Annotated in this window: 20 protein-coding genes; 6 read left to right on the forward strand and 14 right to left on the reverse strand. The window is 42.3% G+C overall.

Going from position 1 to position 26,238, the window contains the following annotated elements:
- Positions 1-768 precede the first annotated feature (768 nt).
- Positions 769-1,257 carry a hypothetical protein gene (locus tag KFO40_RS00535; protein ID WP_128859172.1) on the forward strand — a complete coding sequence of 163 codons (489 nt, stop codon included), beginning with the start codon at positions 769-771 and terminating at the stop codon, positions 1,255-1,257.
- Positions 1,258-1,422: 165 nt separating this feature from the next.
- On the opposite strand, the gene KFO40_RS00540 is transcribed toward KFO40_RS00535, so the two are convergent.
- From KFO40_RS00540 to dapB, 6 genes are all read right to left on the reverse strand, one after another.
- Positions 1,423-1,824, reverse strand: coding sequence for a putative toxin-antitoxin system toxin component, PIN family (locus tag KFO40_RS00540; protein ID WP_008023883.1), 402 nt, complete (start codon positions 1,822-1,824; stop codon positions 1,423-1,425).
- Positions 1,821-2,027 (reverse strand): hypothetical protein, encoded by a 207-nt coding sequence (locus tag KFO40_RS00545; RefSeq protein ID WP_022199954.1) that lies wholly within the window; start codon positions 2,025-2,027, stop codon positions 1,821-1,823. The genes KFO40_RS00540 and KFO40_RS00545 overlap by 4 nt, the downstream gene beginning before the upstream one ends.
- Positions 2,028-2,165: 138 nt before the next feature.
- The gene (locus KFO40_RS00550; protein ID WP_049701561.1) at positions 2,166-2,804 is read right to left on the reverse strand and encodes a WbqC family protein; all 639 of its coding nucleotides are present in this window, start codon (positions 2,802-2,804) and stop codon (positions 2,166-2,168) included.
- Positions 2,805-2,884: 80 nt separating this feature from the next.
- Entirely contained in the window at positions 2,885-3,826 is a 942-nt protein-coding gene (gene lepB, locus KFO40_RS00555; protein WP_211145965.1) for a signal peptidase I, read from the reverse strand.
- A 42-nt stretch (positions 3,827-3,868) separates the two neighbouring features.
- The gene (gene lepB / locus KFO40_RS00560) at positions 3,869-5,353 is read right to left on the reverse strand and encodes a signal peptidase I (RefSeq protein ID WP_211145966.1); all 1,485 of its coding nucleotides are present in this window, start codon (positions 5,351-5,353) and stop codon (positions 3,869-3,871) included.
- A gap of 35 nt (positions 5,354-5,388) precedes the next feature.
- On the reverse strand, positions 5,389-6,153 hold the full coding sequence (gene dapB, locus KFO40_RS00565; protein ID WP_211145967.1) for a 4-hydroxy-tetrahydrodipicolinate reductase: 765 nt from the start codon (positions 6,151-6,153) through the stop codon (positions 5,389-5,391).
- A gap of 83 nt (positions 6,154-6,236) precedes the next feature.
- On the opposite strand from dapB, the gene KFO40_RS00570 reads away from it, so the two are divergent.
- Both KFO40_RS00570 and KFO40_RS00575 read left to right on the forward strand, forming a co-directional pair.
- Positions 6,237-7,520, forward strand: coding sequence for a DUF2851 family protein (locus tag KFO40_RS00570; protein WP_211145968.1), 1,284 nt, complete (start codon positions 6,237-6,239; stop codon positions 7,518-7,520).
- Between the two features lie 111 nt (positions 7,521-7,631).
- Positions 7,632-8,189 carry a DUF4348 domain-containing protein gene (locus tag KFO40_RS00575; protein ID WP_211145969.1) on the forward strand — a complete coding sequence of 186 codons (558 nt, stop codon included), beginning with the start codon at positions 7,632-7,634 and terminating at the stop codon, positions 8,187-8,189.
- 82 nt (positions 8,190-8,271) lie between these two features.
- Here KFO40_RS00575 and KFO40_RS00580 read toward each other — a convergent pair whose 3' ends face one another.
- Genes KFO40_RS00580 through KFO40_RS00600 form a run of 5 tightly spaced genes read right to left on the reverse strand, consistent with a single transcriptional unit; the run spans position 8,272 to position 16,607 of the window.
- Positions 8,272-8,787 carry a DUF1573 domain-containing protein gene (locus KFO40_RS00580; RefSeq protein ID WP_004324271.1) on the reverse strand — a complete coding sequence of 172 codons (516 nt, stop codon included), beginning with the start codon at positions 8,785-8,787 and terminating at the stop codon, positions 8,272-8,274.
- A gap of 38 nt (positions 8,788-8,825) precedes the next feature.
- Positions 8,826-10,979 (reverse strand): DUF4838 domain-containing protein, encoded by a 2,154-nt coding sequence (locus KFO40_RS00585; RefSeq protein WP_211145970.1) that lies wholly within the window; start codon positions 10,977-10,979, stop codon positions 8,826-8,828.
- The gene (locus KFO40_RS00590) at positions 10,954-13,923 is read right to left on the reverse strand and encodes a hypothetical protein (RefSeq protein WP_211145971.1); all 2,970 of its coding nucleotides are present in this window, start codon (positions 13,921-13,923) and stop codon (positions 10,954-10,956) included. Before KFO40_RS00590 ends, KFO40_RS00585 begins: the two co-directional genes overlap by 26 nt.
- 30 nt (positions 13,924-13,953) lie before the next feature.
- The gene (locus tag KFO40_RS00595) at positions 13,954-15,429 is read right to left on the reverse strand and encodes a glycosyltransferase family 2 protein (protein WP_004324274.1); all 1,476 of its coding nucleotides are present in this window, start codon (positions 15,427-15,429) and stop codon (positions 13,954-13,956) included.
- Positions 15,430-15,434: 5 nt separating this feature from the next.
- Positions 15,435-16,607: a HEAT repeat domain-containing protein gene (locus tag KFO40_RS00600; protein ID WP_004324275.1), complete on the reverse strand. Its 1,173-nt coding sequence runs from the start codon at positions 16,605-16,607 to the stop codon at positions 15,435-15,437.
- Between the two features lie 325 nt (positions 16,608-16,932).
- Here KFO40_RS00600 and KFO40_RS00605 point away from each other — a divergent pair, with 325 nt between their 5' ends.
- The 3 genes from KFO40_RS00605 (at position 16,933) to KFO40_RS00615 (ending at position 22,195) form a co-directional block, all read left to right on the forward strand.
- Positions 16,933-18,276 (forward strand): LruC domain-containing protein, encoded by a 1,344-nt coding sequence (locus tag KFO40_RS00605; RefSeq protein WP_008641725.1) that lies wholly within the window; start codon positions 16,933-16,935, stop codon positions 18,274-18,276.
- 115 nt (positions 18,277-18,391) lie between these two features.
- On the forward strand, positions 18,392-19,084 hold the full coding sequence (locus KFO40_RS00610; RefSeq protein WP_134985051.1) for a DUF6250 domain-containing protein: 693 nt from the start codon (positions 18,392-18,394) through the stop codon (positions 19,082-19,084).
- 36 nt (positions 19,085-19,120) lie between these two features.
- Entirely contained in the window at positions 19,121-22,195 is a 3,075-nt protein-coding gene (locus KFO40_RS00615) for a chondroitinase family polysaccharide lyase (RefSeq protein WP_211145972.1), read from the forward strand.
- A 439-nt stretch (positions 22,196-22,634) separates the two neighbouring features.
- Here KFO40_RS00615 and KFO40_RS00620 read toward each other — a convergent pair whose 3' ends face one another.
- The 3 genes from KFO40_RS00620 to KFO40_RS00630 form a co-directional block, all read right to left on the reverse strand.
- On the reverse strand, positions 22,635-23,894 hold the full coding sequence (locus tag KFO40_RS00620) for a DcaP family trimeric outer membrane transporter (RefSeq protein ID WP_087320923.1): 1,260 nt from the start codon (positions 23,892-23,894) through the stop codon (positions 22,635-22,637).
- A gap of 54 nt (positions 23,895-23,948) precedes the next feature.
- Complete coding sequence (locus KFO40_RS00625; protein WP_008023915.1) at positions 23,949-24,893, reverse strand: tRNA-dihydrouridine synthase family protein; 945 nt, start codon at positions 24,891-24,893, stop codon at positions 23,949-23,951.
- A gap of 227 nt (positions 24,894-25,120) precedes the next feature.
- Entirely contained in the window at positions 25,121-26,233 is a 1,113-nt protein-coding gene (locus KFO40_RS00630) for a DUF5017 domain-containing protein (RefSeq protein ID WP_008023918.1), read from the reverse strand.
- Positions 26,234-26,238 lie beyond the last annotated feature (5 nt).

The raw sequence follows: 26,238 nt of genomic DNA on the forward strand, positions 1-26,238 counted from the left end.
GACTTCCACTCATTTGTATATTGTGTTGTTTTAAGTATTAATACTTGAGTTATAGGCTATTAATACTTTGTATCTAGGTTATTAATACTTGAGTTGTTGGACATATATACCCAAGACGCAGGATATATATATCCAACGTGCAGGATATATATGCCCAATACATTGGAGATATATACCCAACAAATTGGATGTATACACCCATTAATCTATATGATGTAAGCATCTCTATAGTGCTATCTTGTCATTTATCCTTCTGTTTTTTATCTTGTAAGCGTCTCTGCGATGTCGTATTGTTTTATTTTGTGAAGGAGGTGAAGGATGGCTCTTTCTGTATTTTGCATCCTCTTTCACCATAAAGTTTTGATTTATAGTCATTCAGCTAAAGGTGAAACCGGTGAACCTTCAAAATGAATCTTATAGTTGCAAGTAGTCTTTAGACGGTTCTGTCTTAAGCTTATTGCTGTAAACTTCAATTAATACTGATTTTCTTTTCTCTTTTCTGATTTTATATTCTATCTTTGCAATGCTCTTTATCAAAATCCACAGCAGGGAAGCCTGCTGTATCTAATGTGGCAAGCTTTTTTTATGCTTGTCCCATTTTCCTATATGGCGGTTTCGCACCCCCATGTAGGATGTTAATGCACCTACTGCCTGTTGTGGATGGTGAAGAGCAATGGGACAGGCGGAACCGCTTCTTTTATTCCTTAAAACTACCTTTCTGTATCGCCCCATTAAACTTAATTTATTCACCATTTAATTAAAATTCTTATGGAAGAAGTTTTAAGCAACCAGGAGGCCCGTCCGGGGGACACGACGCAACTCATGCACGCTATCTTTTCATCCGATGATGAAATGATGTCTTTTTATCTGACCCTCAATTGTTTTATGAATCCTGAAAGCTATCTAGTGGAACGAACAGATCGAAAGAGACTGGAGGATTTAGCTAATACGCTTTATAGTAATGTGGCGGCCTTTGAAGCTATCCGTACTTATAAGTCGATAAGTGTGAAAGAGGTGATTAGAGGATTCGGCGCGCACATGATGAATACGCAAATCTCCAATACCAATCGTTTCCAGAGTGCTGATGCAGTGGGAACGTTAATGAATTGTATACTGAATACCACTAAAAACAGTTGGCAATTTAAAAAAATGGATCGGAATAACAATATACATCTTCAGAATGTACGATACTTATTGAATCGGTTGGATGCGGCAGAATCTAATGAAGAGAAGAATCGTGAAGAAGTAGCGGTATAAACAGCTTTATAGAGCTCATTTAGTGATTATGGTTTAGTTGAGAGTATGATATGAGATACATCACATGTGACGCTATCGCTAAACCCTAATCATTTTGTCAATGATAGAAATATTTATAGATAATGACAGTTTGAAGCGGTAAACATTTTCCTCCAGATGGGAGGGCTACAATAACTTCATGAACTCTGTTATAGTTACAATTTTTGTCCGGTTATGTTTTTCTAGGACTAATAAATCTTTGTCTCCAGTAACAATGTAGTTAGCTTTGATCGTATCGGCTAGAGAGAGTAAATAAAGATCTTTTTTGTCTCTAATCTCTGATTTGCTTTTTGTTTGGATGACGACATATTTCCCATATAAATGGATAAGTTTAAGTGTATCGTCTAGATCTTCCGGACGAATATATTTTCGTATTTTCTCCCGCGAAGAAACATCATAGAATTCATCTAGCAGCTCACGGCATACATATATTTCTAACGAGGGATGGGTAAGTAATGTGCGCATAGTCGCAATCTTGCGTCCTAGCATGAATGAAATCCATAGATTTGTATCAATAATTATTCTCATTTCTCGTATCTTATAGCATTTAATTCTGCAAGAATTTCTTCTTCAGAAAGATTCACTCTTTTTGGACGTGATGCTATATAGTCTTTTAAAAAGTCTTCTCTGATATCAATGTCCCAACCCATTTTCTTTGCAAGCTCTTTGAAGAATTTTATATCAGACTTTGGTATACTCAAAAAAACACCTTGATTCATAGTTGTATCCATAACTATTTCCCTTTCATTATTAAGTATCTAACGAATACAAAGATAAGAAAGTTCTCTTGTTTCTCAAATCATTTATCATATCTTTATTTCACTTTAGCAAAAATGAAGGATAACATACTGGGCACAAACAATGTGAGGTTATCGCTTGCCCAGTACCAACAGGCTTTCCGGTCCCATATTGAACAACAGGTCTATGATACTCAAATTAGGCAGGAAACCCAGTTTGGACTCGAAAACCTGATAGTAAGGTTGCGGAACAAACTCTGTATCCACTTCCCTGAAATCCTTTTTCGGATGAATTACTTCCCGAAAATCGGATTCTCCGGGAGCAAACTCCATCTTATATTCGGAAGTGCGCTCAATGGTGGGGTGAATATCAATCAGTTCACAGACCATCCGGCAGAGTTCTTCGTTGAAATCGATTAAAAACTCGTATTTCTTTTCATAGAAGGGGCGGAAGTCGTCCTTGTAGTACTCGAAGAAAGGAGTATTGTTGTAGGCCGATTCGATGGCGTTCCAATGTAGATGTCTCCAATTGCCGTGGTCGGAGATACGGATATCCTTCATTGGGCACTTTAATGTATCGGGCTTTACGGTTGGGATGGAAAGAGCTAACTCACCCGATGGACCGGCAATGGTGCACCGGTTGCGGTAGGTTTGTTTTATATAGTGGTCGTATTGTTCTACAAATACCTTGTCATAAGCCAGTAGTTTGGTATAATATTCAACGGGAGCGAGATAGGCTGAAGATAAATAAGCGATGTTCATTTCTTTCATTTTAATTCGTTTAGGAGGCTTTGTTATTAAGGATATTATGAGATATTATGAAGGGGTTGTTTCTTTGATGATCCGGAAGATTATTTCACTGTTCTGAAGAAACGCCTCCATCGATATCCGTCAAACAACCCTGTTTCTTTTTCTTTAGAGAACCAAATGATGGAGGCTTTTCCGATGATATGGTCTTGCGGGACAAATCCGAAGAGCCGTGAGTCGGAGAAGTTGACGGTATTGTTAGACCCCATCCAATAGTAATCTTTGGTGAAATAACAGTGTTGTGTGGGTTTTCCGTCCACGTAGAGAGTGTCGTTCTTTATTTCTGCCTGTTTGCCTTCGTGCATCACGAGGGTATTCCGCAGCAAGGTCATGTTCCAGGGATAGACCCGGATAAATTTCCCTTTTCCGGGGACAATCAGCGGATTTGGTTCGGCATCTTCTTTGTTTGACAAAGGTTGGATGAAACTCTCTTTCCCATTCATGGCCTGTTCCAGCAGATAATATTCGTAACGGCTGAAACTGCGCACATGGGTGCTGTCATTACTTCCCATCAATCCGTCGTTGGTGATGGAAAGGGTATGCATGAGTGACGTAATCAGATTTTCTTTTGAAGCGGGGTACGAATAAAGTCTTTTCTTATCCGGGTTGAACTGTGCCTCCGGAGAAATAACGGAGAAAAGAGAATCGACCAATAACGTATCGCCCGGCACTCCGAGGCAACGGCTGATATAGATTTCCCGACGGTCGATGACAGGTTGCCGGATTCCGGCAGGATTATTGAATACTACGATGTCTTGCCGACGCACAGGACTCTCGCACCAGCGGTGATAAGAAAAAAGCGACATGAAAGGAACCCGCAGCCCGTAACTCCATTTGTTTACCAGGATACGTTCGCCCTGAAAAATGGAATTCTCCATGCCGGTGGAAGGGATAAGGCAGGACGTGAAAGCAAATCCCCGGAGCAGAAGCACTACGGCTACTGCTCCGGCAAATGCTAGTATCCATTTGAATTTACGAATGTTCATCAACTTTTATCACCTTATCACTCTATTCTATCCGTACACTTATCAGTCTACCCACTTGAAGAGGCGGTTCCAGCGAATCTTGCCGTCGAACCATCCACGGTCTTTGTCAAGCGATAGCCATACAACAATCGGTTTGCCCACTACGTGATCTTCGGGTACAAAACCCCAATAACGGGAGTCGGCGGAGTTGTGACGGTTGTCACCCATCATCCAGTAATAATCCATTTTGAAGGTGTACTCGTTGGTCTTTTCACCGTTGATGTAGATACCGTCCGGTTTCACTTCCAGCTTATTGCCTTCGTAGGCTACGATGCAACGCTCATAGATAGGCAGGTTGTCTTCTGTGAGGGTAATGGTAGCTCCTTTGGCAGGAATCCAGATCGGACCGTAATTGTTGCGGTTCCATTTGGTATAAAGATTGAGCGGATATATCTGTCCGGCATAATCTTCGGGTTCCATTACTATTTTGCTGATTAGCTTTTTGTTGCCCAAAAGCGTTTCATACATCTTCTTGGTTAGCGGGAAATGATATACCGGATTCAGTTTGCCTTGTGCATTCCGGCTGTCCAGTCCCATTTCCAGCAGTCCGCTTTCCCAGCCGGAGTCTTCTATCAGCATGGTGTCGTCCTTGCTGATACCCAGTTCACGAAGCATATCTTCGGGAATGTACGGACCAGTGGTCTGTACGAAATAGTTGAATTGCAGGTTTTCGGGGTTCTCAATCGCTTTACCGTCAATCATCACCTGTCCGTCTACAATCTGAAGGGTATCACCGGGCAGGCCGACACAACGCTTCACATAATTCTCGCGACGGTCTACCGGACGCCAAAGGACTTCTCCGTAAGTGCGCGGGTTGTTCATTATCTGTTTACGTCCGGCAGCATAGTACAAATCATAGATGGCACGTTGCTGGGCGCGTGTCAGACTATCCATTTCAATCTGTTTGGAATAGATACGTTGTCCCTCGCCGTAAGCCAGCGTATAGAAGTCCGTTGTCTGTTGGTAGTTCACTGCTACCGTATCTCCTGCCGGGAAGTTGAAGACAACAATGTCATTCAGTTTCACTTTGCCGAAGCCCGGTACCCGTTTGTACTTCCATTGTGGCCACTCGATATATGATTTAGTATTGAAGACAGGTAGTGTATGCTGTGCCAACGGCATGGAAAGGGGAGTGTTCGGTACGCGGGGACCGTAACTCATCTTGCTTACATACAGGAAGTCGCCCACCAGCAATGATTTTTCCAATGAAGAAGAAGGAATCTGATAATTCTGGAAGATGTAGATATTGACGAAGTAGACAGCAACCAACGCAAACACGATGGCGTCTACCCAGCTCATGATACTGCGGACAGCCGGATTCTTCGACTTCTTCCAAAAAGACCAGGGGATTTTCTTTGTGATATAAATATCGAAAATGAAAGGAACAACAATTAATCCCCACCAACTCCGTACCCAGATAAGGAAGATGAGGTAAAGTAGAATAGCAGTGGCACATTTGATCCATTGTGCGCGTGTGGCTTGTCTCATAATGTTATATTTGTTTAGAACTAGCTTCTGATATTTTAGTCATTTAAGAACGGGAATAAATCACTCATACCCAAAAAACCTTCGTGTGTGGCAGTATATTCGGCTGCCAATACGGCTCCCAATACAAATCCGCCGCGGCTCTTGGCATCGTGGGTGATAGAAATGGTGTCTACATCGGACTCATAACGGATGGTATGAAGTCCGAAAACTTCACCCTCACGAATGGAACTGATAGGAAGTTCGTTAGGCGCACAATCGTTGGTTCCGCTAATGGTTCCGTCCGGCGCAAGGAAAGTTCCTTCCACCCATTTGTCTTTACGGTCCATCTTTTCAAGAATACCTTCTGCCAGTGTGATGGCTGTTCCGCTGGGGGCATCCAGCTTGTGGATATGATGTGTCTCGCTCATGGTGACATCGTATGCAGGGAACTGATTCATGATTTTAGCCAGATACTTGTTGAGAGCGGAGAAGATGCTGACTCCCAGGCTGAAGTTGGACGACCAGAAGAGTGTTTTGCCCCCTTCCGTGCAGAGCTTCTTGATTTCTTCGCCGTGCTCGGCCATCCATCCGGTACTGCCCGATACCAGTTTCACACCGGCTTTGAACGCTTTCATATAATTGCTGTAAGCTACCATCGGATTGGTAAACTCAATGGCCACATCGGCCGATTTGAATGCTTCCGATTCGAAGTCATCCTGATTATTGATGTCAATGATGCAGACGATTTCATGTCCGCGACTACGGGCAACCTTTTCTATCTCTTTGCCCATCTTTCCGTAACCGATCAGTGCTATTTTCATTGTTTTCTGACTTATATTCAAAATAATAGTCGCAAAGATAAGATTTTTATTACATTTGCAGCGCACATTAACGTCTTGTTAACATGGAACATCTTCTCCACTACGTGTGGAAGCATAAATTATTTCCCCTGAAAGTACTGCAAACCACTAACGGCTTACCGGTAGAAGTGATTGACCCCGGTCTGCAAAACCCCAACGCCGGTCCCGACTTTTTCAACGCGAAACTAAAGATTGACGGCGCCTTATGGGTGGGAAACATCGAAATACATACACATTCTTCCGACTGGTTCCGCCACGGACATCATTCTGACAAAACATACGATTCTGTGATTCTTCATGTAGTAAGCGAAGCAGATACGGAAATAACCCGTTCCAACGGTGAACAGATACCGCAACTGTTACTTACCTGTCCGGAAAATGTGCAATTGCATTACCACGAACTTTGTGTAGCCGATCAGTATCCGGCTTGCTATCCCATCCTTGCCTCTCTTCCCCAACTTACCATTCATTCTTGGCTGACCGCTTTGCAAACGGAACGTTTGGAGCAGAAAGCGCAATTAATCACACAGCGTCTCAAACATTGTAACAGTAATTGGGAAGATGCTTTCTTTATCACCCTTGCCCGTAATTTCGGTTTTGGCTTGAATGGAGATGCTTTTGAAACGTGGGCGGGATTACTGCCGTTTCGGGCGATGGACAAGCACCGGAATGATTTGTTTCAGATAGAGGCTTTTTTTTATGGTTTGGCTGGATTGTTGGAAGAAACGTTGCTGAAAAAGGAACAGGAAGACGAGTATAGTCTCCGTCTTTGCAAGGAGTTTCGTTATTTGCAGCGGAAGTTTGAAATCGGGCAGGGGATGGATGCTACGTTATGGCGTTTTCTACGGCTTCGTCCGGAAAACTTTCCGCATATTCGCCTGGCGCAGTTGGCTTATCTCTATCAGAAAGGGGATAAGTTGTTTTCACGTTTGCTGGAAGCGGAAACTCTGGCGGATGTGAGAACCTTGCTGGATGCCCGTACGTCTCCTTATTGGGAAAATCATTATTTATTCGGACGACTTTCTTCACAAAAGGAGAAGGCGATGGGAGAGCGTTCCAAGGATTTGATAATCATAAATACAGTGGTTCCTTTTCTTTATACATACGGCTTGCATAAGGCAGATGAACGAATGTGTGAACGTGCCGGACGTTTTCTGGAAGAATTGAAGGCGGAGAGCAATCATATTATCCGTTCGTGGAGCGATGCCGGGCTTCCGGTTGTCAGTGCGGCGGATAGTCAGGCGTTGATACAATTGCAAAAAGAGTACTGTGATAAGCGAAAGTGTCTGTACTGTCGCTTCGGTTATGAATATCTGAAACATACATAGATTCGGGAAATTGATTATATAGGCGCAAATATTTAGTTCTTAAAATAACCAAGATGACAAACTTGTCATTATCTTTGCGCCGTCAATTAAACTCTTAATTTGTATAGTGTTATGAGAGCTAAAAAGTTTGTATGCTGCTTGCTGGCTATGCTGCTCGCCGGTGTTTCGTTTATCTCCTGCGGTAATAGTTCCAAGGCAAAAGCCGATAGTGAACTGACTACGCAAGACGGTGAAGATTTCAAATCGTTTCTGGATAAATTTACTTCCAGTGCAGCCTTCCAGTATACTCGTATCAAGTTCCCATTAAAGACTCCGATTACTTTATTGGCAGACGATGGTGAAACCGAAAAAACGTTCCCTTTCACCAAGGAAAAATGGCCGTTGCTGGATAGTGAAACCATGAAAGAAGAACGTATCACTCAGGAAGAAGGGGGAATCTATGTCTCCAAGTTTACGCTGAATGAACCGAAACACAAAATCTTTGAAGCGGGCTATGAAGAGTCCGAAGTGGATTTGCGTGTTGAGTTCGAATTGCAGGCTGACGGGAAATGGTATGTGGTGGATTGCTATACAGGCTGGTATGGATATGACTTGCCGATTGGGGAGTTAAAACAGACTATTCAGAATGTGAAAGAAGAGAATGCTGCTTTCAAAGAAATACATCCGTAGAGATAAGTATCAATATCAAATATTAAGTATCAAGTATTAGCCAGTCATTTAATACTTAATACTTGATATTTAATACTTATTATTAGGGTTCTCCTACATAATATCCTAACTCCGATTCTTTTCCGTCCACCATCTCCCTGACAATGCCGTTTTTAGTGTTGAAATCCTGATAGAGTTCTTCATAATCACGTGTATAATCTGCGTCGGGGACTACGTTAACATCAAATTTTAGTTCTGCTTTTCCATTTGGGAGCATATTGCCGAAAATCCGGATGCGGTGAACCACTTCGCCTACATTCTTGATGCTGTTGTAGGTTGCCTTGAATTGCCTGATACCGTCTTCTGGAATGATGATATGCGAACTTTTATCCAGAATGATACAGCCACAGGAAGGTTGCATTTCTGAAATGATTAACGGAGCATCTCCCGTGTTGGTGATGGTAAACATGATATCGAGTTGCTGACCTTGCTTGATAGGGTAATAGTGTCTGACGGAATCTTTTATCGTCATGCTGGTGGGACGTACTTCCTTCCTGCACCCTGTAAAGCAGAGCGGAAGTGCCGTCAGTAGTAAAATATAGAATATAGATTTATTCATTGTTGCCATTTATTTTTGTTATATCACTTTTTCAGCATTTAAGGGATGAATGCAATTTCATCGATACCCATTTGCGTTCCCAGCTTCTTTAAACAACTGATTTTTATGCTTAATTGTTCTGTTCCGTTCAAGTCTGCCGGAACGGTGGCTTTCATCATTTCTCCTTTTTCTGGGGAGTCTTCCGGTTTTAAGTCTATTGTTTTATAGGCTACTCCGTCTTTCAACAGTTGAACTTGCTGTGGAGCATAGATGCGGTGGCGGGGAAGATTCAGAAAACTGATATAGAATGTTCCTGATGCATTGAGTCCTTTAACCGGCAGGTTGATGGTACATTCTTCTCCCGGAATGATAACCCAACCGCAATGATAGTCTCCGGGTAAACCGTGAGTGCCGTCGGTCAGTTTCTTTGAATCATTTTTATTTAGTTTAGGGGCTGTGGAAGGATTCATTCCCAGAAACAAACTTTTCTTTATGTCGGAAGCAAGTATATATTGTTCCCATTCCTTTATATAATAGTCAATCTCATAAGCTGACTCATTATAATATTCCATTCCGGCAAATGCTTGATGCTCTTTGAGCTGGGTGACCCATTTACGAGCTTGGGGAAGCGGTTGAATATCCTTTCCATTCCGCTTGGCATATCCGTAAGCGTCGAAACCGTGGTCACGTGCTAATTCCATGCGCGTGAAAGACAAGGCGGTCTGGAGCTCGTGCAGCTTTTTGCGCTCTTTCCCTTTTGCTTCGGATACAAAATCTCCCATTTCATCATAGAATTTGATAAACTTCTCCGGATAGAGGAATCCTTTTTCCGATTCTCTGATACCGGCGTAAAGTCCGAGCCGCTTTCCGGATTGGGCGTTGTTTTCTAGCTCTGTGTAGTAATCGTACAGCCATTTTTTGGATACCGGGTATTCCTGATTGAAATAGCTTTTAATTAACTCATCAACCGGAAGTTCCGGGTTGATAAGAAGGGCTGATAATACAAAAGTCCTCATTTCATCGAAAGAAGAATAGCTGTAGCCGCTTCCGTTGAAAAATATGCCGCTGGCTCCGTGTTGTTTGAAAAGTTGGAGTCTTTGCTGGGCTATCTTTAATATGGGGAAAGGAGTGAGGTAGTCGTCGAAGTTGTTGATATAGTCCCATATATAGATGTTGTTCGTTACTTTCTTCCAGTTGTCGAGTTGTTCCGCAAATTTCTTGTCTTGCTCGTCCTTGCCGTCTGTCCGGCGGAGCGGGTAGTCGATAGCGCTGACAATTACCCCGACGTTAGGCGGGAGCTGCTTGTCTGTGACTTGTTGCGTAGTCAGGTAGGAAGTCGTAAAGAACGTGTGTTTGGGAAAACGCTGCGACAGGCGGAGGATCAGTTCCGTAACGGCGGGGGTTGCGTTCTTCTCTGTATTTCCCAATGCGGTACAGGTGGCACACGTACAGGCGTACGGAGTATCATCCGGTGCGATTACAAAACGGAAATTCCCCTTTTCACCGAAGTTATCTACGATGTAACTTTCTATCTGGCGATACATATCCTCGGAAGAGAAACACAGTTGTGAGTCATCTGTCTTCCCGTGAATGGTGGCATATACTTTCTCTGCATCTTTTCCCAAGACTTTTCGCAGGTTGTGTCCCCATATTCCCCAGCTGTCGTCAAAGTTGTCCAGGCCGATAACGCCTGTATGATCGGCGTTCAGGCCGTATGGAGAATAAATACTTTGATAGTCAAATGCAAAAGCTCCGCAAGTATCGTTGAGATTGATAAGGGCGGGAGGAAGATCCGAACCGTCTATACGCGGGTCTTCTTTGCTGATCTTCTTTATCAGTTGGTATTGCAGCCATAACATTTGTTTGTCGTCACTTGCGGTCAGTCTGATATCAGAGCCTTTGCAGGCTACTTTGAATCCTCTCTGCAATGTTGGGTCTATCTGTATGATGATGCGCCACATGTCCATTTCGGAAACGCCAAAAGCTACTATTTCATCGTCGTTTGCACGCTTCTTGAGATGTTCGTACAGGTATTTCGCCCACCGGGTGTCTCTGTCGGTCGGATCCTCACCAATGGTGACGAGATACCCTTCTTTAGATGGGAACATCTCCGTGCGTGCCTGCATACGGCAGCCGGATAAAAGGCAGCAAATACATATCATTCCTGCCAATACAGGGCCAAGCGTATCAGAATGAAATATAAACTTGTGCATAAATGTTATATAAGTTTTTATAGCGTGTCGATATGGATTCTATCTGGTTGGACGGACTTGTCCCTCGCACCGTATTGGTTTGGTTATAATAGGTGTTCCAGGTACCCATCAAGCCTATGGTAATGTTAGGACTGACCATATACTGGCCTCCCAATCCCACCATGGTATTGGTGTGGGAGAAAGAGCCGGGTAGTGCATAGTCCAGTACGGCCGTTTCCGGTGCCGATCCGATGCTTGCCATAGCGTTGATATTCGTCTTTCCGTCATTAGCCGGGAAGTATTTGGCGCCAATCTGAACATTGTAATAGAAGTTGGAGTTGAAGAAATGCATGTCCAGCTTCGTGTTGAGGCGAACGACTTCGATGGTTTTGGCTAATTCTCCGCCTACAGTGAGCAGATTGGTCTTTGATTCATTCCAACCGGTAAATAGATAACCGTTATCTCCGGTGCCCCCTGCAAAGAATTCATCGTTCCATTCATAACGCTTTGTGTAAGCGGCTACGCGTCTATAGCCTACGTGTGCGCCTATTTCCCAATCATTCTTGAGATAATGCCGAACGGCAACATCGGCGGTAATGTCCGGGAAGTATTTGGTCGCAAAGGCTGCATTGGCCGTGAGGCTCCACTTCGGTGAGAAGTGATGCGTCCACTCACCTTGTACCTGAATGCCAACCCCTCCTGGTGTCTGTTCTTCAGCCTCCATGCTGTCGCTTGCCGAGCCACTTCGCCCTGCATAGTTGAGGCGTCCTGTGTAGCTGTTCTTCTGGCCTTTTCGGGTATATTCGGCTGTTGCAACAGAGGTAATGATATCTTCTTCTCCGTAGCGTGCACGGAGATAGGTCAAAGCAATCTCATTCTTGAGCATCATGCTTCTAAGGCCCGATAAATGTCGTTGGAAAGAGCGATATTCCATGATGGATGGCTCGTAGTACTTTTGGTAATAATAGGCTGAATCCGCTTGACGGTTGGCTTCATATACCACTCCCTTAGTGTACTTCAATGATTTGTTCTGACTGTCATAAAGCAAAGCTGTATCAAGAACAGCGAGAGCCTTTTCCGGTTCTTTGGCCTTTGTCAGTTGCAGGGCACGGTATTCACTGCTCTGTGAGAATGCGCCTATAATCTCTTTGTTGCTCGGGTATTTGTTGAGTATCGGCTTCAGGAATTCCAAAGAAGCTTCGTATCTCTTGTCACGTTCAAGCACGGTAGCTCTTTTAGCCTGATAGAATGGTTCTTCAGGATAATAATTGATTCCTTGTACTGTATATTTCTCGAATTCATCGTATTTTCCGAGTAAACCGGACGAATTGATGGCATACCGTAATCCGAGATCGCTTGATGGATTCAGGCTAATTAGCTTAACAGATTCCTCGTATGCTTTCTTCGTAGCTCCGGCTTCCATACATTTCTTGATGTACGGCACTGCTAGTTCCTCGTATCCGATAACATAGAAAATGCGCATATCCTCATCACTCTGCTCGATGGCAGATAGATACAGTTGCAAAGCCTCTTCGGTTTTATCCATTTTATCGAGAATAAATGCCCTTTTCAACGTGCCGTTTTCGTAATCAGGGAAGTGAAGAGTGATGGTGTCCAATGTTGCAAGTGCTTCATTGTAACGTTTCATATTGATATAGCAACTCAAGGCTTTTTCCCATGCGGCACCGTTCACTTCATTGTCGTCTACATGTTTTTGAGAAACGAACAATACGTGCGGCAATGCTTCTGCGTACAGACCAAGTTCCATCAGTTTTTCAGCTTTCTTCATGTGTTGTGCGCTCATGGCAAGCGTAATATCATAATCATCAGGATACATCTCATACATCTTTTTCAGCGTTGAATAGGCAAGATCATCCTCATTCATCTGGCGATAAAGCATATATTCTTTATAAAGAATTCCTTTATCATTGTTGCCATATTGTTTTTTAGCTTCTCTGATATAGAAGAGTGCGTCATCGGTATATCCCCGGGTGACGGAAGTGTTCAGCAGGTAGTCTAATGCTTCCTTGTTCTTATTACCTCCTTCGTAGGCCATGCCATATAATACATAAGGATCCCGCTGCTTCTCTGCTCGGGCAGCCTCCATTAACAGGTCGTTATACATACGCCGTATGGCAGGGCTGTTGTTTCTTCGCATTTGCTCGCGTATAAACACCAGAGCTTCCGGATAACGTGCCAATTCACTAAGGATACTCGCCCTTTTGACGATAAGCGCACCGCTTCCCGGTATGGCAGCCAAACCGTTGGATGACCAGCCTAGAGCAGCTTCCCGGTTTCCTTCCTGTAAATGCAGGTTAATGATGTCCAGATAATATTCTTCGTTTTGAGGAGATACTTTGATAAGCTCCGTCAGCTTTTCGATAGCCTCTTTTCGGTTACCGCCTTTTTTCATTTGCTGGTAGCCTACCTCCATGCTGTAGATATAATCCTTCCTTAGAATGGTATCGTTCGGGTAAATCTGATTGATTCGTTTCAACAGACGATCTGCTTCCACATCGTTGTTCTGCTTGCGGTACAGTCCAATCTTTCTTCGCCATAAACCTCTCCAATACGGATTCACTTCCAGCAACTCATTAACGTAACAAATAGCACTGGAATAATTCTCGGTGATATCTTCTACATCTACCAGCAGATGTTTGGCATTGACGTTGTTGTAATTGTCATCTATCGCTTTGACAAGATGATAACGCGACTGGTCATAGTTCTTTTCGTGGAACCAGTATTTTCCCATGAGCCATTCAAGGTCAGAAACATTCGGGTATTTCTGAAGGCCCTCCTCCAACAGCTCTTTCCCTGCTTCCCATTCCTCGTTCGCAAAATGCTCCTGCACAATCTGGGCATATTGCTCCGGCGTCTGGAATCCATTATCGGTTCCGGAGGAAGAGGTTATCAGCAAAAACAGACAACCTAATAAGGTGATCTTATGGAGAAATTCTCTGTTCATTCTATCTTGTCTTTAATCTTTCTTTCTTGTTTAAATCGTTGCCGGTTCAGGCTTCATAGCCGCTGTTTCAGCATCATCCGTATTTTCTTCTTTCTGCTTGAATCCTTTACGCTCCATATTCTTCCACTTGAAGTCTCTATTGGTCAGATAGCTAAGGTATCCTCTCAATGAACAGAAAGTGATGATGGGATGATAGAAGATGGGCTCCAATATGGACGCTATGATAATCCACAGATATTCGTATCCTCTTTTATAAAGCATCCCGACGTAATAGTCGTAGGTAATAACGACGATGGAAAGGAACTGGCAGAACGTATAGATCGTCAGGTAAATCATCCACGCCGTATTCCAGTTGACCGCTCCTGTAAAGGCCAGATAGATAAATACGATCAAACCGGTAAGTTCGATGATAGGTGCCAAAAACTCAAATACGAACATATAAGGCAGAGTCAGCAATCCCATCTGTTTATATGTTTTCTTGAAGATCATCTTATGGTGGATACTAAGTGTCTGGAACAATCCTCGTGCCCAACGGGTACGTTGACGGTAAAGCATCGCCAAGTTGGGAGGGCCTTCCGTCCAACAGCAAGTATCAGGAATCTGAATAATCTTATAAGGACGGGAGAAGTCGCACATGTATCCTACCATGCGGGTAATGAGGTCCATATCTTCTGCAAAAGAAGTACCGTCATATCCTCCGGCTGCAATAGCTACGGAACGGTCGAAAAGACCGAATCCACCGGAAACATTCGGCATACCATTGATTGCAGACCATCCCATCTTACCAATCAGGTAGGAACGCATGTATTCGAGGTTCTGGAAAAGCGGAATCGGAGTACGCGGAGTTCTCACGTCTACTATCTGCCCGTCTTTCACTACGCATCCGTTTGCCATCAACATCGTTCCGCTGACTGCGATTACTTGTTTATCGGAAGATATGATGGGCGATATACAGCGGTAAAGAGCATATTTCTCTAAGATACAGTCTACGTCCGTACAGATGAAATAAGGATATGAAGAAACATTGATACCTGCGTTGGATGCATCCGCCTTGGTTCCTCCATTCTCTTTGTCTACAACGATGAGCCGACTGTATTTCGGACTGGTAGATTTGAAGAGTCTTCTGAACGGTTTGGTTTTGATTCGCTCAATATAGGCATAGGGGACTTCTATCAGTTCGTAATGTTCAATCATCTTCTTCAACGTACTGTCCGTGCTTCCGTCATTTACAATCACCACCTCGAAAAGCGGGTATTCCAATGCGAGCATAGAGTTCACGTTATCAATGATTGTCTTTTCTTCATTGAAAGCAGGGGCAATTACCGAAATACCCGGTGTATAGGGAGATTCTTTAATTGTTTTCCGCATATAACTTTCCACATAGTAATCTTTTCTCCGTTTCAGAGAAATGAAAGAGAGGAAGGCGAATGTGACGAAGAATATCGCCAGCATACTCGTATAAAAGAATACGAAATAATTGAAGAATGTAAATATTATATCTCTCATATTCTCTAAATTAACTGGTTGATTAACGGATGCTTGGTATGGGCAAACAATATAGCTGTGTGGGAATCAGCTTTTCTCTCCAATTGATCGAATGTTTTTCTTCCCATTGAACTGTATTCATAGAGGGCTTTCAGGATGATACGTTTTGTCCCCCAGTTGTCTGCTTCATCATAAGCATTGTAAAGAAATCCTAATGCTTTATCTGTTTTCAGGTCTGCAACAGCCGAAATGATTTGTCGCTTGACTTCTTCCGGTTGCACATGATACATTTCAATCAGCTTGGGCTCGATCTCTTTATATTTTAGTTTTCCTAAAGTTCTGATCGCTTCGCCCCGGATTTCGGTAGAGCGTGCGTTGATTTGTTTAGCCAGAATGGGAGCACTATCGGTTTCATTATATAACCGGATTTCGTTGATAAAGAATATCTTAACATTCTCTTCGGCCGAAGTATTCACCCATTTTATAAAGCTCGGTGTGTTATATCCCACCTTCTTGCGGTGTTCCAAGATGGCATGCAATTCCATCATATCCCATTGTCTCAACTTCATGCCGATGTCTTCGTCGAAGAAACGGAACGGATCTCCCTGGCTTAGCCACATATAAGTGTAGCGTGCAGAGTTCCTCAATTCTATTTCACGATGATAGAGGAAGCGCACCAATACTGCTTCAGAGGCATATCCGTTGATGGATTGAATAAGTTTCAGCGCTTGTATCTTTGCTCTTTTGGAGCCGAATTGAAGTTCGCGTTCAAGGAAACGCGTGATCTGGAATACGGTTTGAATCGTTTGATAGTTTAGTTCGTTAATCTCATCTTCGTGTACACTCTTGATTTCTGTTAATAGTTGAGTGATAATACGTAATTCATTAGGCTTGGGACGTTTTTTCGTATCATACTGTAATCTGTCTGCGATTTCCTCTTCACTCAATGTGTTGGAATCTAGCGAGATAGATTTCATTTCCTCGTAATATTTGTCGAAAGCTTTGTTGTATCTTCGCTTCTCTTTCCGCCTTTTGAATATACCATATATAATATGGAATAGGAGAAACAAGTACGCAATAATACAAAACATTACAGCAATTGAGCATATTCTTATGATTAAAGGATAGCCAATAAACTTGTAATATATCCAATAGAAATAATATTCTATGTAATCTATACCATACAGTACTTGATCCATTTCCCTTGATATTTAATCTATAAAACTTGTATATTCAAAACAAAAGTTCTATATTTGTTGTATTGAATGTTCTGTCTAATGCAAATATAATAAATAACTTGTATATATTATCCATTGTTCATGAACAGGGCTTTTGAGCGATATTTGAGCTCTTGTGATTATTTTCGATGGAAAGGATTGAAATTACAAATAAAGGCAGGTAAAAAGCCATTAAGCGTTAAATATATTTTTGATAAGTTAACATATAGAGCTCGGATATGGGTGCGATAAGGTAGAGCTTTCATAGGAAACTGAAACAAACAATAAATTTAAAAATTAGATTAAAATGAAGATTAAAAGTTTGATGTACGTCCTCATGGGGACGATGTTGGTTGTTGCTTGTACAGACAGTAACAATGAAGAAGGAATAGTGGATAATGGAGGAGGAGATGATTCCCCGCAGTATGTTATTCCGGCAGGGTTTGATTTTGCAACTAGTCGTACTGTCTCTGCTAAAGTTTATTCAAGTAAGCCTGTAGCGGTTGATTTGTATTGGGATTCAGAAAATCAGGAAAGAAGTTTGTTGGTGAGTGGCCTGCTTGTTGATGGAGAGAAAGACTTGGAATTGAATGTGCCTATTCACTGTGCCAATATTTATTTGAAGTATTCTGATGGAACAGATAAAACAGCATCATTTCCGATAAATAGCGTGACTCGGAGTGGCGAGACTGTAGCAATAACTGTACCTGAAGATGCGGTGGCGGTAACTAGTGAGGAAGATGATGGATGGTTTTTCTATCATAATACAGGCGTTGCTATGTTTGAAGACAATTGGCCGATTGAACCAGGTCAAGACAATGATTTGAACGATGTTGTTTTTGAGTACGATTTGAAAGTAACCGAATGTCAGGCTGAAAAATGGTTCGAAGCTGGTCAGGGATATAAAGAAGGATTGAAGTTGACTTTGGATATTCGTGCTAAAGGCGGTAGATATCCTATTAAATTAGGTGTAGTATTAGGTGGCTTGGATAAAAAGTATATAGAGACTGTTGCAACCCGTATTCTTTTGAAAGAAGGACAAGGAAAAGAAACCGAACTTGCTACTGGGGAAATGAAAGCAGAAATGCCTCAACAGCAACTCTTTGGAAAATCGCAATTTTGTAAAGTTACGGTAGACACGGAACACGGTAGTCCGGTTATCATAATGGATGGTTTGAGTGCTTTGGGTGATAATACTAATTTCTTCCAGACTACAAAAGGTTTTATAAATCCGGGACAAGGCATGTTGCGTGCAGAAATTATTTTGGGAGCTAAGGTTCGTACTAGTCTTACTGAAGATTTGGATCAATTGAAAGCTTATCGTGCTCTTATTACTGATACTCATAATCAGAATTTCTTTATTGTGACAAATACGAATAAAGAGATTCACATGAAAGGCTATAGACCTTCTTATCTTTATACTAATTACGAAGCTGATTCAGCCGGTGAAATGATGGAAGGTGTTCCATATTGTAATAAGAATGGTTTTGTTTGGGGAATTAAAGTTCCTGTTGGCGTAAAACATGCTTATGAAAAGGTGCTTTTTGATAACGCTTATCCTGAATTCCGTGCTTGGGTGACTAGCAATGGAGCTGATAACAAGGATTGGTATTTGCATCCGGCTGCTGAAAAAGTGGTAGAAGCTTGGTAATACAAAATCCCGGTCAATACATTATTTGAGATATTTTGTACAATTTGAGCCCCTCTTTTTTCGAAAAGAGGGGTTTCTTTGTATCCGGAAGAATTATCTTTAAACTAATACCGTAATGACGAAGCGATTTTTTATTAGCTACAGTTTGATTACTTTATTTCTCTTGGATAGTGTAGTGCTGTTTGCACAATGCGAAAATGCGTTTGCACAACAATGGAAGATAGAAGATGCATCCCATGCCTTGCAGGTGATAGAACGTACAGATACATTAGAATTGATCGTGCCGGATGGATTGACTATGTGGTATCAGCAGCGATTGGCGGGGAATTATGAGGTTAGTTACCGCACTTGTATGGTGATGCAAGGAGGGAAGTACGATCGCTTGAGTGACTTGAATTGTTTTTGGGCTGCCAATGACCCTAAATACCCAGATGATCTTTTCACTCGTAGTCAGTGGCGCGACGGCATCTTTAAAAACTACAACACATTAAACCTTTTCTACGTTGGATACGGGGGAAATGATAATTCGACGACTCGTTTCCGTCGTTACAGAGGAGAATATTATGGAGTAGCAGATGACAAGGTGAAACCCTTATTGAAAGAATATACTGATGCCTCTCACTTGCTTGTTCCCAATCAGTGGTATCAGATTCGGATTAGAGTGGAAAAAGGAATCACGACTTATTCTGTGAATGGTGAAGAACTGTTCCGCTATGTTCTTACAGGCGACGAAGGTGATGGACACTTCGGTCTTCGTCTCTTGCAGAATCATGTACTGTTTACAGATTTTAAAGTGACTACTCTCTGACTTATATACTGAAAAACCTAATAAGACGATATATCCATGATGAAACAACCTTTTATTAAATTAGGAGTGACAATTCTATTTTCTCTTTTGTGTTCAACATTCCTTCATGCGCAAGTCGTAACAGATGAGCGGATGTTTTCTTTTGAAAAACCGCAAATACCGGATTGTATCACCGCTACCCATTCCCGCCTGTCGGTATCAGATCTGCATTATAAAGATGGAAAACATTCGTTGGAATGGACATTTGAACCGGGTGGTATATTGGAACTCAAGAAAGACCTGAAGTTTGAGAAGAAAGATCCGACCGGCAAGGATTTATATCTTTCGGCTTTTATTGTGTGGGTTTATAATGAAGTGCCTCAGAATGCGACTATTGAGTTTCAGTTTCTGAAAGACGGCAAACGATGCACATCTTTCCCTTTTGGTATTAATTTCAGTGGTTGGCGCGCTGCATGGGTCTGCTATGAACGTGATATGCAAGGCACACCGGAAGAAGGCATGAATGAACTCCGAATTATTGCTCCAAATTCAAAAGGAACCCTTTTCATCGATCATTTGATTACGGCTACTAAGGTTGATGCACGTCAACAGACGGCCGATCTGCAAGTCCCTTTTGTCAATGCCGGAACCACCAACCATTGGCTGGTTGTCTATCAACACTCGCTTTTGAAACCGGATATTGAATTGACTCCTGTAGACGATAAGCAAAGAGCAGAAATGCAACTGTTGGAAAAGCGTTTTCGTGATATGATCTACACGAAAGGCAAGATCACAGATAAAGAGGTTGAAAATATTCGCAAGAAATATGATTTCTATCAGATCACTTACAAAAACGGTCAGGTTTCGGGAGTACCTATCTATATGGTACGTGCCGCCGAAGCTTATGAACGAATCATTCCGGATTGGAACAAGGATATGCTCACTAAGATGGGTGTGGAGATGCGTGCTTACTTCGATCTGATGAAAAAAATAGCTGTTGCATATAATAATAGTACGGCGAAACCGGTGATTCGGGAAGAAATGAAGAAGAAGTTTTTAGCAATGTACGATCACATAACCGATCAGGGCGTTGCTTATGGTAGTTGTTGGGGAAATATCCATCATTACGGGTATAGTGTTCGCGGCCTGTACCTGGCATATTTCTTGATGAAAGATGTGCTTAGGGAAGCAGGCAAACTTCAAGAGGCCGAACGGACATTACGCTGGTATGCGATTACTAACGAAGTGTATCCCAAACCGGAAGTTGACGGAATTGATATGGACTCTTTCAATACACAGACCACAGGGCGTATTGCCAGTATTCTAATGATGGAAGATACACCGGAGAAACTGCAATACTTACGGTCTTTCTCTCGTTGGATTGATTATGGTTGCCGTCCTGCACTGGGGCTGTCCGGTTCATTTAAAGTGGACGGAGCTGCTTTCCATCATCGCAATAACTATCCGGCTTATGCCGTAGGCGGACTGGATGGGGCAACAAACATGATTTATCTTCTTAGCCGGACGGAATTTGCAGTTTCCAAGTTGGCTCATGAAACGGTGAAGAATGTATTGCTGACTATGCGCTTTTATTGCAATAAACTGAATTTCCCTCTTTCTATGTCCGGTCGTCATCCGGATGGAAAAGGTAAACTGGTTCCTATGCATTTTGCCATGATGGCTTTAGCCGGTTCTCCCGATGGAAAGGCGGAATATGATAGTGAAATGGCATCTTCTTATCTTCGTTTGATTTCAAATTCGGGCGTTGAGAATGATGCTCCCGAATATATGCCCAAAGTTTCAAATGCTGAAGAACGCAAAGCGGCAAAGCTTCTGATAGAGAAAGGTTTCCGTCCGGAACCGGACCCACAGGGGAATATAGCAATGGGCTATGGTTGTATCTCTGTTCAACGTCGCAGTAACTGGTCTGCCGTGGCCCGTGGACATTCCCGTTATTTATGGGCGGCTGAACATTATTTGGGAGCGAATTTATATGGTCGCTATCTGGCGCACGGCAGTTTGCAGATATTGACTGCTGCACCGGGGCAGACAGTGACTCCGGCCACTAGTGGTTGGCAGCAGGAAGGTTTTGACTGGAACCGTATCCCGGGAGTCACATCTATTCATTTGCCGTTGGAACAATTGCAGGCTAAAGTGCTCAATGTAGACCGTTATTCAGGAATGGAAGAAATGCTTTATTCTGATGAAGCTTTTGCAGGCGGGTTGTCTCAACAGAAGATGAATGGTAACTTCGGAATGAAGCTGCACGAGCACGACAAGTATAATGGATCGCACCGGGCACGTAAATCTTACCATTTCATCGATGGAATGATTGTCTGCCTTGGATCGGATATTGAAAATACAAATACGGAATTCTCCACTGAAACGACTATCTTCCAATTGGCAGTCACAGATAAGGCGGGACATGACTATTGGAAAAATTATCAGGAAGATAAGAAAGTATGGGTAGATCATTTGGGAACAGGTTATTATGTTCCGACAGCCATTCGATTTGAGAAAAACTTCCCTCAATATTCGCGAATGCAGAATACGGGAAAGGAAACAAAGGGTGATTGGGTTTCTTTGGTAGTAGATCATGGAAAGGCACCGAAAAACGGAAGGTATGAATACGCTGTTTTGCCTCAAACGAATGAAATCGCGATGAAGAAGTTTGCGAAAAAGCCAACTTATAAAGTTTTGCAGCAAGATCGGAAGGCGCATATTGTAGAGTCCGCTTCCGAGCAGATTGTTTCTTATGTATTGTTTGAAACTCCTGAAACAACGTTGCCGGGTGGTCTGTTGCAACGTGTGGATACTTCCTGCCTGGTTATGACTCATAAAGAATCTGCTGATAAGATTAAACTGACGGTAGCACAACCTGATTTGGCTTTGTATCGCGGTCCAAGTGACGAAGCGTTTGACAAAGACGGGAAGCGGATTGAACGTAGTATCTACTCTCGTCCGTGGATTAATAATGGAAGTAGTGAAATACCGGTGACTGTGACCATAAAAGGCCGATGGAATGTGGAAGAAACTCCCTATTGTACGGTAGTCTCCTCCAATGAAAAGCAAACAATCTTGCAATTCAGTTGCAAAGATGGTGCTAGCTTTGAAGTGGAACTAAAGAGATAAGAAGTCAGGCAGTCAGAAAATGTTTTGTTTCCCTTTGTATAAGCGTGGTTTCCAAAGCTTTGAAACTGTTGTTTCTAGCCGCAGAAACTTTAGTTTCTACAAAGGGAAACTTTGGTTTCAAGCGTATGAAACTCTAGTTTCAAGTAAGGAAACCAAAAGTTTCAAATAGCGAAACGATTGGTTTCTCGGTGTGAAACTAATCGTTTCCCGTAATGAAACAAAGGTTGTATATAAATGAAGTAAATATGACTGTTGGGGCTCCCGTAATGAATGTCTCCGATTAATGAAATGTAGTTTGCTGTTTTCGGTGACAGCAATATTGTCATCACAATGCTGTCACCGATTGCTGTCACAATGCTAATCGTTTATAATCAAATCATTAGGCAGTAATCGGTGACAGGTGACAGATATATAATCAAAATAATTGTGTAGAGAGAGATTAGAACATGAACATGGCAACAGCAACAATGCGGTTGTTGCATACGGCATGAGTATCTCTGATTTTTCCGTTGGAGGCATTGAGTGAACCATACCATGCAGAGCTTAAGGTATATTCCAATCCGAATTTCCAGTGGGGAACATTGTAAGTCAGTTCTGCCCCTGCTGTTACTAACTGGTCGAGGTTGGTTCCCGTTCCATACACTTGAGCGTCAGTTCCATCAGGAGCATATAGTGCATCGCTTGTTCCCAAATTCTTAGCATAACCTACAAAGATTCCAGGTTTCCATTTCTGTCCGTAAACAACATTCAACCAAGAGCTGGAGAAACGTATGGGAGTATATTTTTGTTCTCCGGTGTGTTCGTTGACTGACTTAATGCCGAATCCGCCTAATCCGGAAGCTTGTGTAAGATTGGAACCCAATACACTCTTTGCGGCAATGAACCAGGCTTTATGGGTATATTTCGCATGGGCCTCGTAAGACAGGGTAGTTATGCGTTCGTCTATTTTATATTTATCTCCGTTCGCTCCCAAGGCACTTGTGCGTGGCTTTAATGATAACAATTCAATGCCGACACCTGCCAGTAAGCCGTCTTTCTTGTAGTCAGCTCCTACATATATCTCCGGGATGCAGCCATTCTTTAAGTATTCATGACTTTTTTTACTCTCTTTCGGTTTGTCAGGATTGATACCTTGTGAAGTGTATTGTGATTGCCATACTGCTGCTCCGGTAAGTTGGAAATTTTTGTTTGTATAGCGATAACGAATTTGAGGTGCACGACTAAATGGCTGGAACGGTGCTCCTACGGAAAGATTAAGAATCTGCGGCGATACATCTCCAAATAACGGATGCCAAGTCTGTCCGAGCAATACAGCCGATTTTCCCCAATCCAAATTCAAATAAGCATGGCGGAGTCTAATGACCGAATAAGAAGTACCTGTACCACGGAAGTCGACCTCTACTTTGGCAGAAGTCTTGGCCGTTCCCAGTTTGGGACCCGCAACATCTACTCCGAGACGTGAATACAAGGTATAGAAATTGCTGTTGGGTGTTGAGTTCAGGTCTTTCCCGTCCGGATCACGTACCTTATCTTTCGGATACATATAGAACAATCCGTCTACGGTTTCTTCATTGGCGCGACTGTTGTAATAGAAATCAGTACGAATCTGTCCGTAGAATTTGAACTTGAAATCCTGCATTTGTGCGAAACTGCCTGATAACTGTATCAGACAAAGAAATAATAAAATGTATTTTTTCATAATGTGCTTGTTTATAAACGGGCGCAAAATTACACAAAATTACTGGCAATTAATCTATCGTTGGTTAAAAAAGGCATGAACTGCTTGAGTATATTTGTGGAGGTTGGTGCTTTTATGAATAGCTTTCAATAATTTCCTGTCTGCATTTGGTAGTAGGTATTCCCAAAAAGCTTTCATCTTGTTCAAAATCTGCAAGTCTCCTCCTTTTAGCTGTTCTATATATTCCTCGTATACGTATGTGTGCATAGATTGTATTTTTTCTTTCATTTCATCGAATTCAAGTGTGCGGTTTTGCTGATACTCCCATGCTAGCGCCGGGTTAGCGAGTAATCCTCGTCCTATCATCATTCCGGCTAATCCGGGAAATTGTTCCTGAATACGGTGAATATCTTCTATATGGTTAATGTCCCCATTATAAATGAGCGGGTGTTTACATACATGCTGAAAAGCCTCGAATGCTTTAAGATCAACTTCTCCTTTATATTGTTGTTTTCCTAGGCGTGGATGCATAACGACTTGTCGTAAAGGTAACTCGTTGATAATCGGAGCCAGTTTGAGACATTCTTCCGGATCTTCCCAACCAAGTCTCATCTTGATGGAGAAGCTTATTTGCGGATATTTCGTAATCAGGCTAAGTAACGCTTGCACTTCTTCGGGATAGGGAAGAATACCGGAGCCATTGTGGCGTTTGGCTAATATGGGAAAAGGACATCCCATATTAATATCGGCTTCCTTATATCCCTTTTCAATGAATAGGGATAAAATCTTTTCTGCCTTTTCAGCAGTAGGGGCTATCAATTGGGGAATCAGATGCGGAACCTGATTATTCCCGGGTTCGATTCCTCGGACGTCTCTATGGCGGAAGGTGCCTTTCTCAAGTCGTACAAATGGAGTGTAATAAGCGTTTATACCTCCAAAGCAGGCCGCATGAGCATTACGGTAAATCACGTCGGTGTAACCTTGTAATGGGGCAAAATGAATAGGAAGAGTCTTTTGCATTGTTTTTATTTTTGTGCAAACTTATATATAAATGTTGATTTATACGCTAGTTGAGTAAAGAAAAATATTTTTTCGGAGGAGAAGAAAGGGAAGAAGGTGAAAAGATATGGTAAAAGTAAAAGAGAGGAACCTCGCGGACCCTCTCTTTTTAATGTTAAATTGATTAAAGTCTGATTTTTATAAACGTTTTCTATGATTGAAGGTTAGAAAAATTGGGGGATATACTATTATTCTACAACGTTTATAGTCAGTTCACGTACTACTTGACCACCTTGATGGACGTAGTTTGCATTGTTGGCTACGAAGGTAGCGGTGTATGTCCCGGCTTCTTCGTAGGTATGTGAGTATATCTCTAATGTTTGCGAGATATTCTTGATGCTTTGTCCTGCATCCGGATAGCAAGTACCCAGCAAGACGGGAGCCGAGATAAGCCAAGTGTCTGCTTTTGTTGTTCCTTTACTTCCTCCTGCGATTTGTATTCTGGTAGGTGTGGTGGTACTCCAGAAGTCAGGGATTTGTCCGTCAACAAGCAAATATGGATATTTTTTTATGTTCTCTTCACTGTTTAGGTCCTCATCCGGCATTTTCTCATTTCCCAATGCCTTCTTAAGAACTTTTTTGTGACTGTCATTTAGCTTCGTTAAATCATATACGAGATTTAGCGGTGAGAAACCGAAATCTTTTGCATTAACCGTATTCCCTTTGCCGTTTGTGAACATCAAGTCAATATTCATATCCATGATGTTGAGCTGTGGCATTGTATTTGAGTTATCAATGGGGTTATAGTGAACCGCTATTGTTATTTCTTTAGCAAGATAAGAAGATAATTCGAATGTAAAAGTTTTGCTGGATTCTGCTGTCTCGCTAGTGCTGTTCGGTTTGGTTGGAAGTTCTTCCTGTGCAAATACCTCTGTCCATTCACAGTTTTCTACAGTTTGTTTATCTTGATCTACATTACTGCCGTTTATGCCATTAAATTGGTCGGAAACGAGTACATGAGTAGAGCCTTTAATTGTGCTTGCGTTTCCATATCTATACCAAATGCGGAAACTAAGTTCACACTTTTCAATATCCTCTACTTTCATTTCTGTACGGTTTCGATGTTTGTATTCATGACCTATTTCTCCACTGAAGAAAGTGATAAAGTCAGGGTCTCCATTAAAGCTGAACGTTACCGGACTGCCTTTTTTGACAGTTACAGTGTTACCGTTAAAGCTGACATTGTTGTCTGTCACCACACCCACTTCCATTGCTGTTTCTTCTTTTAATTCCTTGTCGCATGAAGCGAGACACAGTCCGGCAAAAGCGATAGTCATCAAACTTTTATATATTGTTTTCATATCCT

It is taken from the genome of Bacteroides sp. 1001302B_160321_D4 (assembly GCF_015667765.1).
Classification (GTDB): Bacteria; Bacteroidota; Bacteroidia; order Bacteroidales; family Bacteroidaceae; genus Bacteroides; species Bacteroides xylanisolvens.

Bases quoted from the DNA above. Each gene is read 5' to 3' on its own strand.
- KFO40_RS00615 (WP_211145972.1), top strand. From the start codon at position 19,121: ATGATGAAACAACCTTTTATTAAATTAGGAGTGACAATTCTATTTTCT.
- KFO40_RS00600 (WP_004324275.1), bottom strand. From the start codon at position 16,607: ATGGATCAAGTACTGTATGGTATAGATTACATAGAATATTATTTCTAT.
- KFO40_RS00625 (WP_008023915.1), bottom strand. From the start codon at position 24,893: ATGCAAAAGACTCTTCCTATTCATTTTGCCCCATTACAAGGTTACACC.
- KFO40_RS00540 (WP_008023883.1), bottom strand. From the start codon at position 1,824: ATGAGAATAATTATTGATACAAATCTATGGATTTCATTCATGCTAGGA.
- KFO40_RS00580 (WP_004324271.1), bottom strand. From the start codon at position 8,787: ATGAATAAATCTATATTCTATATTTTACTACTGACGGCACTTCCGCTC.
- KFO40_RS00630 (WP_008023918.1), bottom strand. From the start codon at position 26,233: ATGAAAACAATATATAAAAGTTTGATGACTATCGCTTTTGCCGGACTG.
- lepB (WP_211145965.1), bottom strand. From the start codon at position 3,826: ATGAACATTCGTAAATTCAAATGGATACTAGCATTTGCCGGAGCAGTA.
- KFO40_RS00595 (WP_004324274.1), bottom strand. From the start codon at position 15,429: ATGAGAGATATAATATTTACATTCTTCAATTATTTCGTATTCTTTTAT.
- KFO40_RS00605 (WP_008641725.1), top strand. From the start codon at position 16,933: ATGAAGATTAAAAGTTTGATGTACGTCCTCATGGGGACGATGTTGGTT.
- KFO40_RS00545 (WP_022199954.1), bottom strand. From the start codon at position 2,027: ATGGATACAACTATGAATCAAGGTGTTTTTTTGAGTATACCAAAGTCT.
- KFO40_RS00610 (WP_134985051.1), top strand. From the start codon at position 18,392: ATGACGAAGCGATTTTTTATTAGCTACAGTTTGATTACTTTATTTCTC.
- KFO40_RS00550 (WP_049701561.1), bottom strand. From the start codon at position 2,804: ATGAAAGAAATGAACATCGCTTATTTATCTTCAGCCTATCTCGCTCCC.
- dapB (WP_211145967.1), bottom strand. From the start codon at position 6,153: ATGAAAATAGCACTGATCGGTTACGGAAAGATGGGCAAAGAGATAGAA.
- KFO40_RS00535 (WP_128859172.1), top strand. From the start codon at position 769: ATGGAAGAAGTTTTAAGCAACCAGGAGGCCCGTCCGGGGGACACGACG.
- lepB (WP_211145966.1), bottom strand. From the start codon at position 5,353: ATGAGACAAGCCACACGCGCACAATGGATCAAATGTGCCACTGCTATT.
- KFO40_RS00620 (WP_087320923.1), bottom strand. From the start codon at position 23,894: ATGAAAAAATACATTTTATTATTTCTTTGTCTGATACAGTTATCAGGC.
- KFO40_RS00585 (WP_211145970.1), bottom strand. From the start codon at position 10,979: ATGCACAAGTTTATATTTCATTCTGATACGCTTGGCCCTGTATTGGCA.
- KFO40_RS00570 (WP_211145968.1), top strand. From the start codon at position 6,237: ATGGAACATCTTCTCCACTACGTGTGGAAGCATAAATTATTTCCCCTG.
- KFO40_RS00590 (WP_211145971.1), bottom strand. From the start codon at position 13,923: ATGAACAGAGAATTTCTCCATAAGATCACCTTATTAGGTTGTCTGTTT.
- KFO40_RS00575 (WP_211145969.1), top strand. From the start codon at position 7,632: ATGAGAGCTAAAAAGTTTGTATGCTGCTTGCTGGCTATGCTGCTCGCC.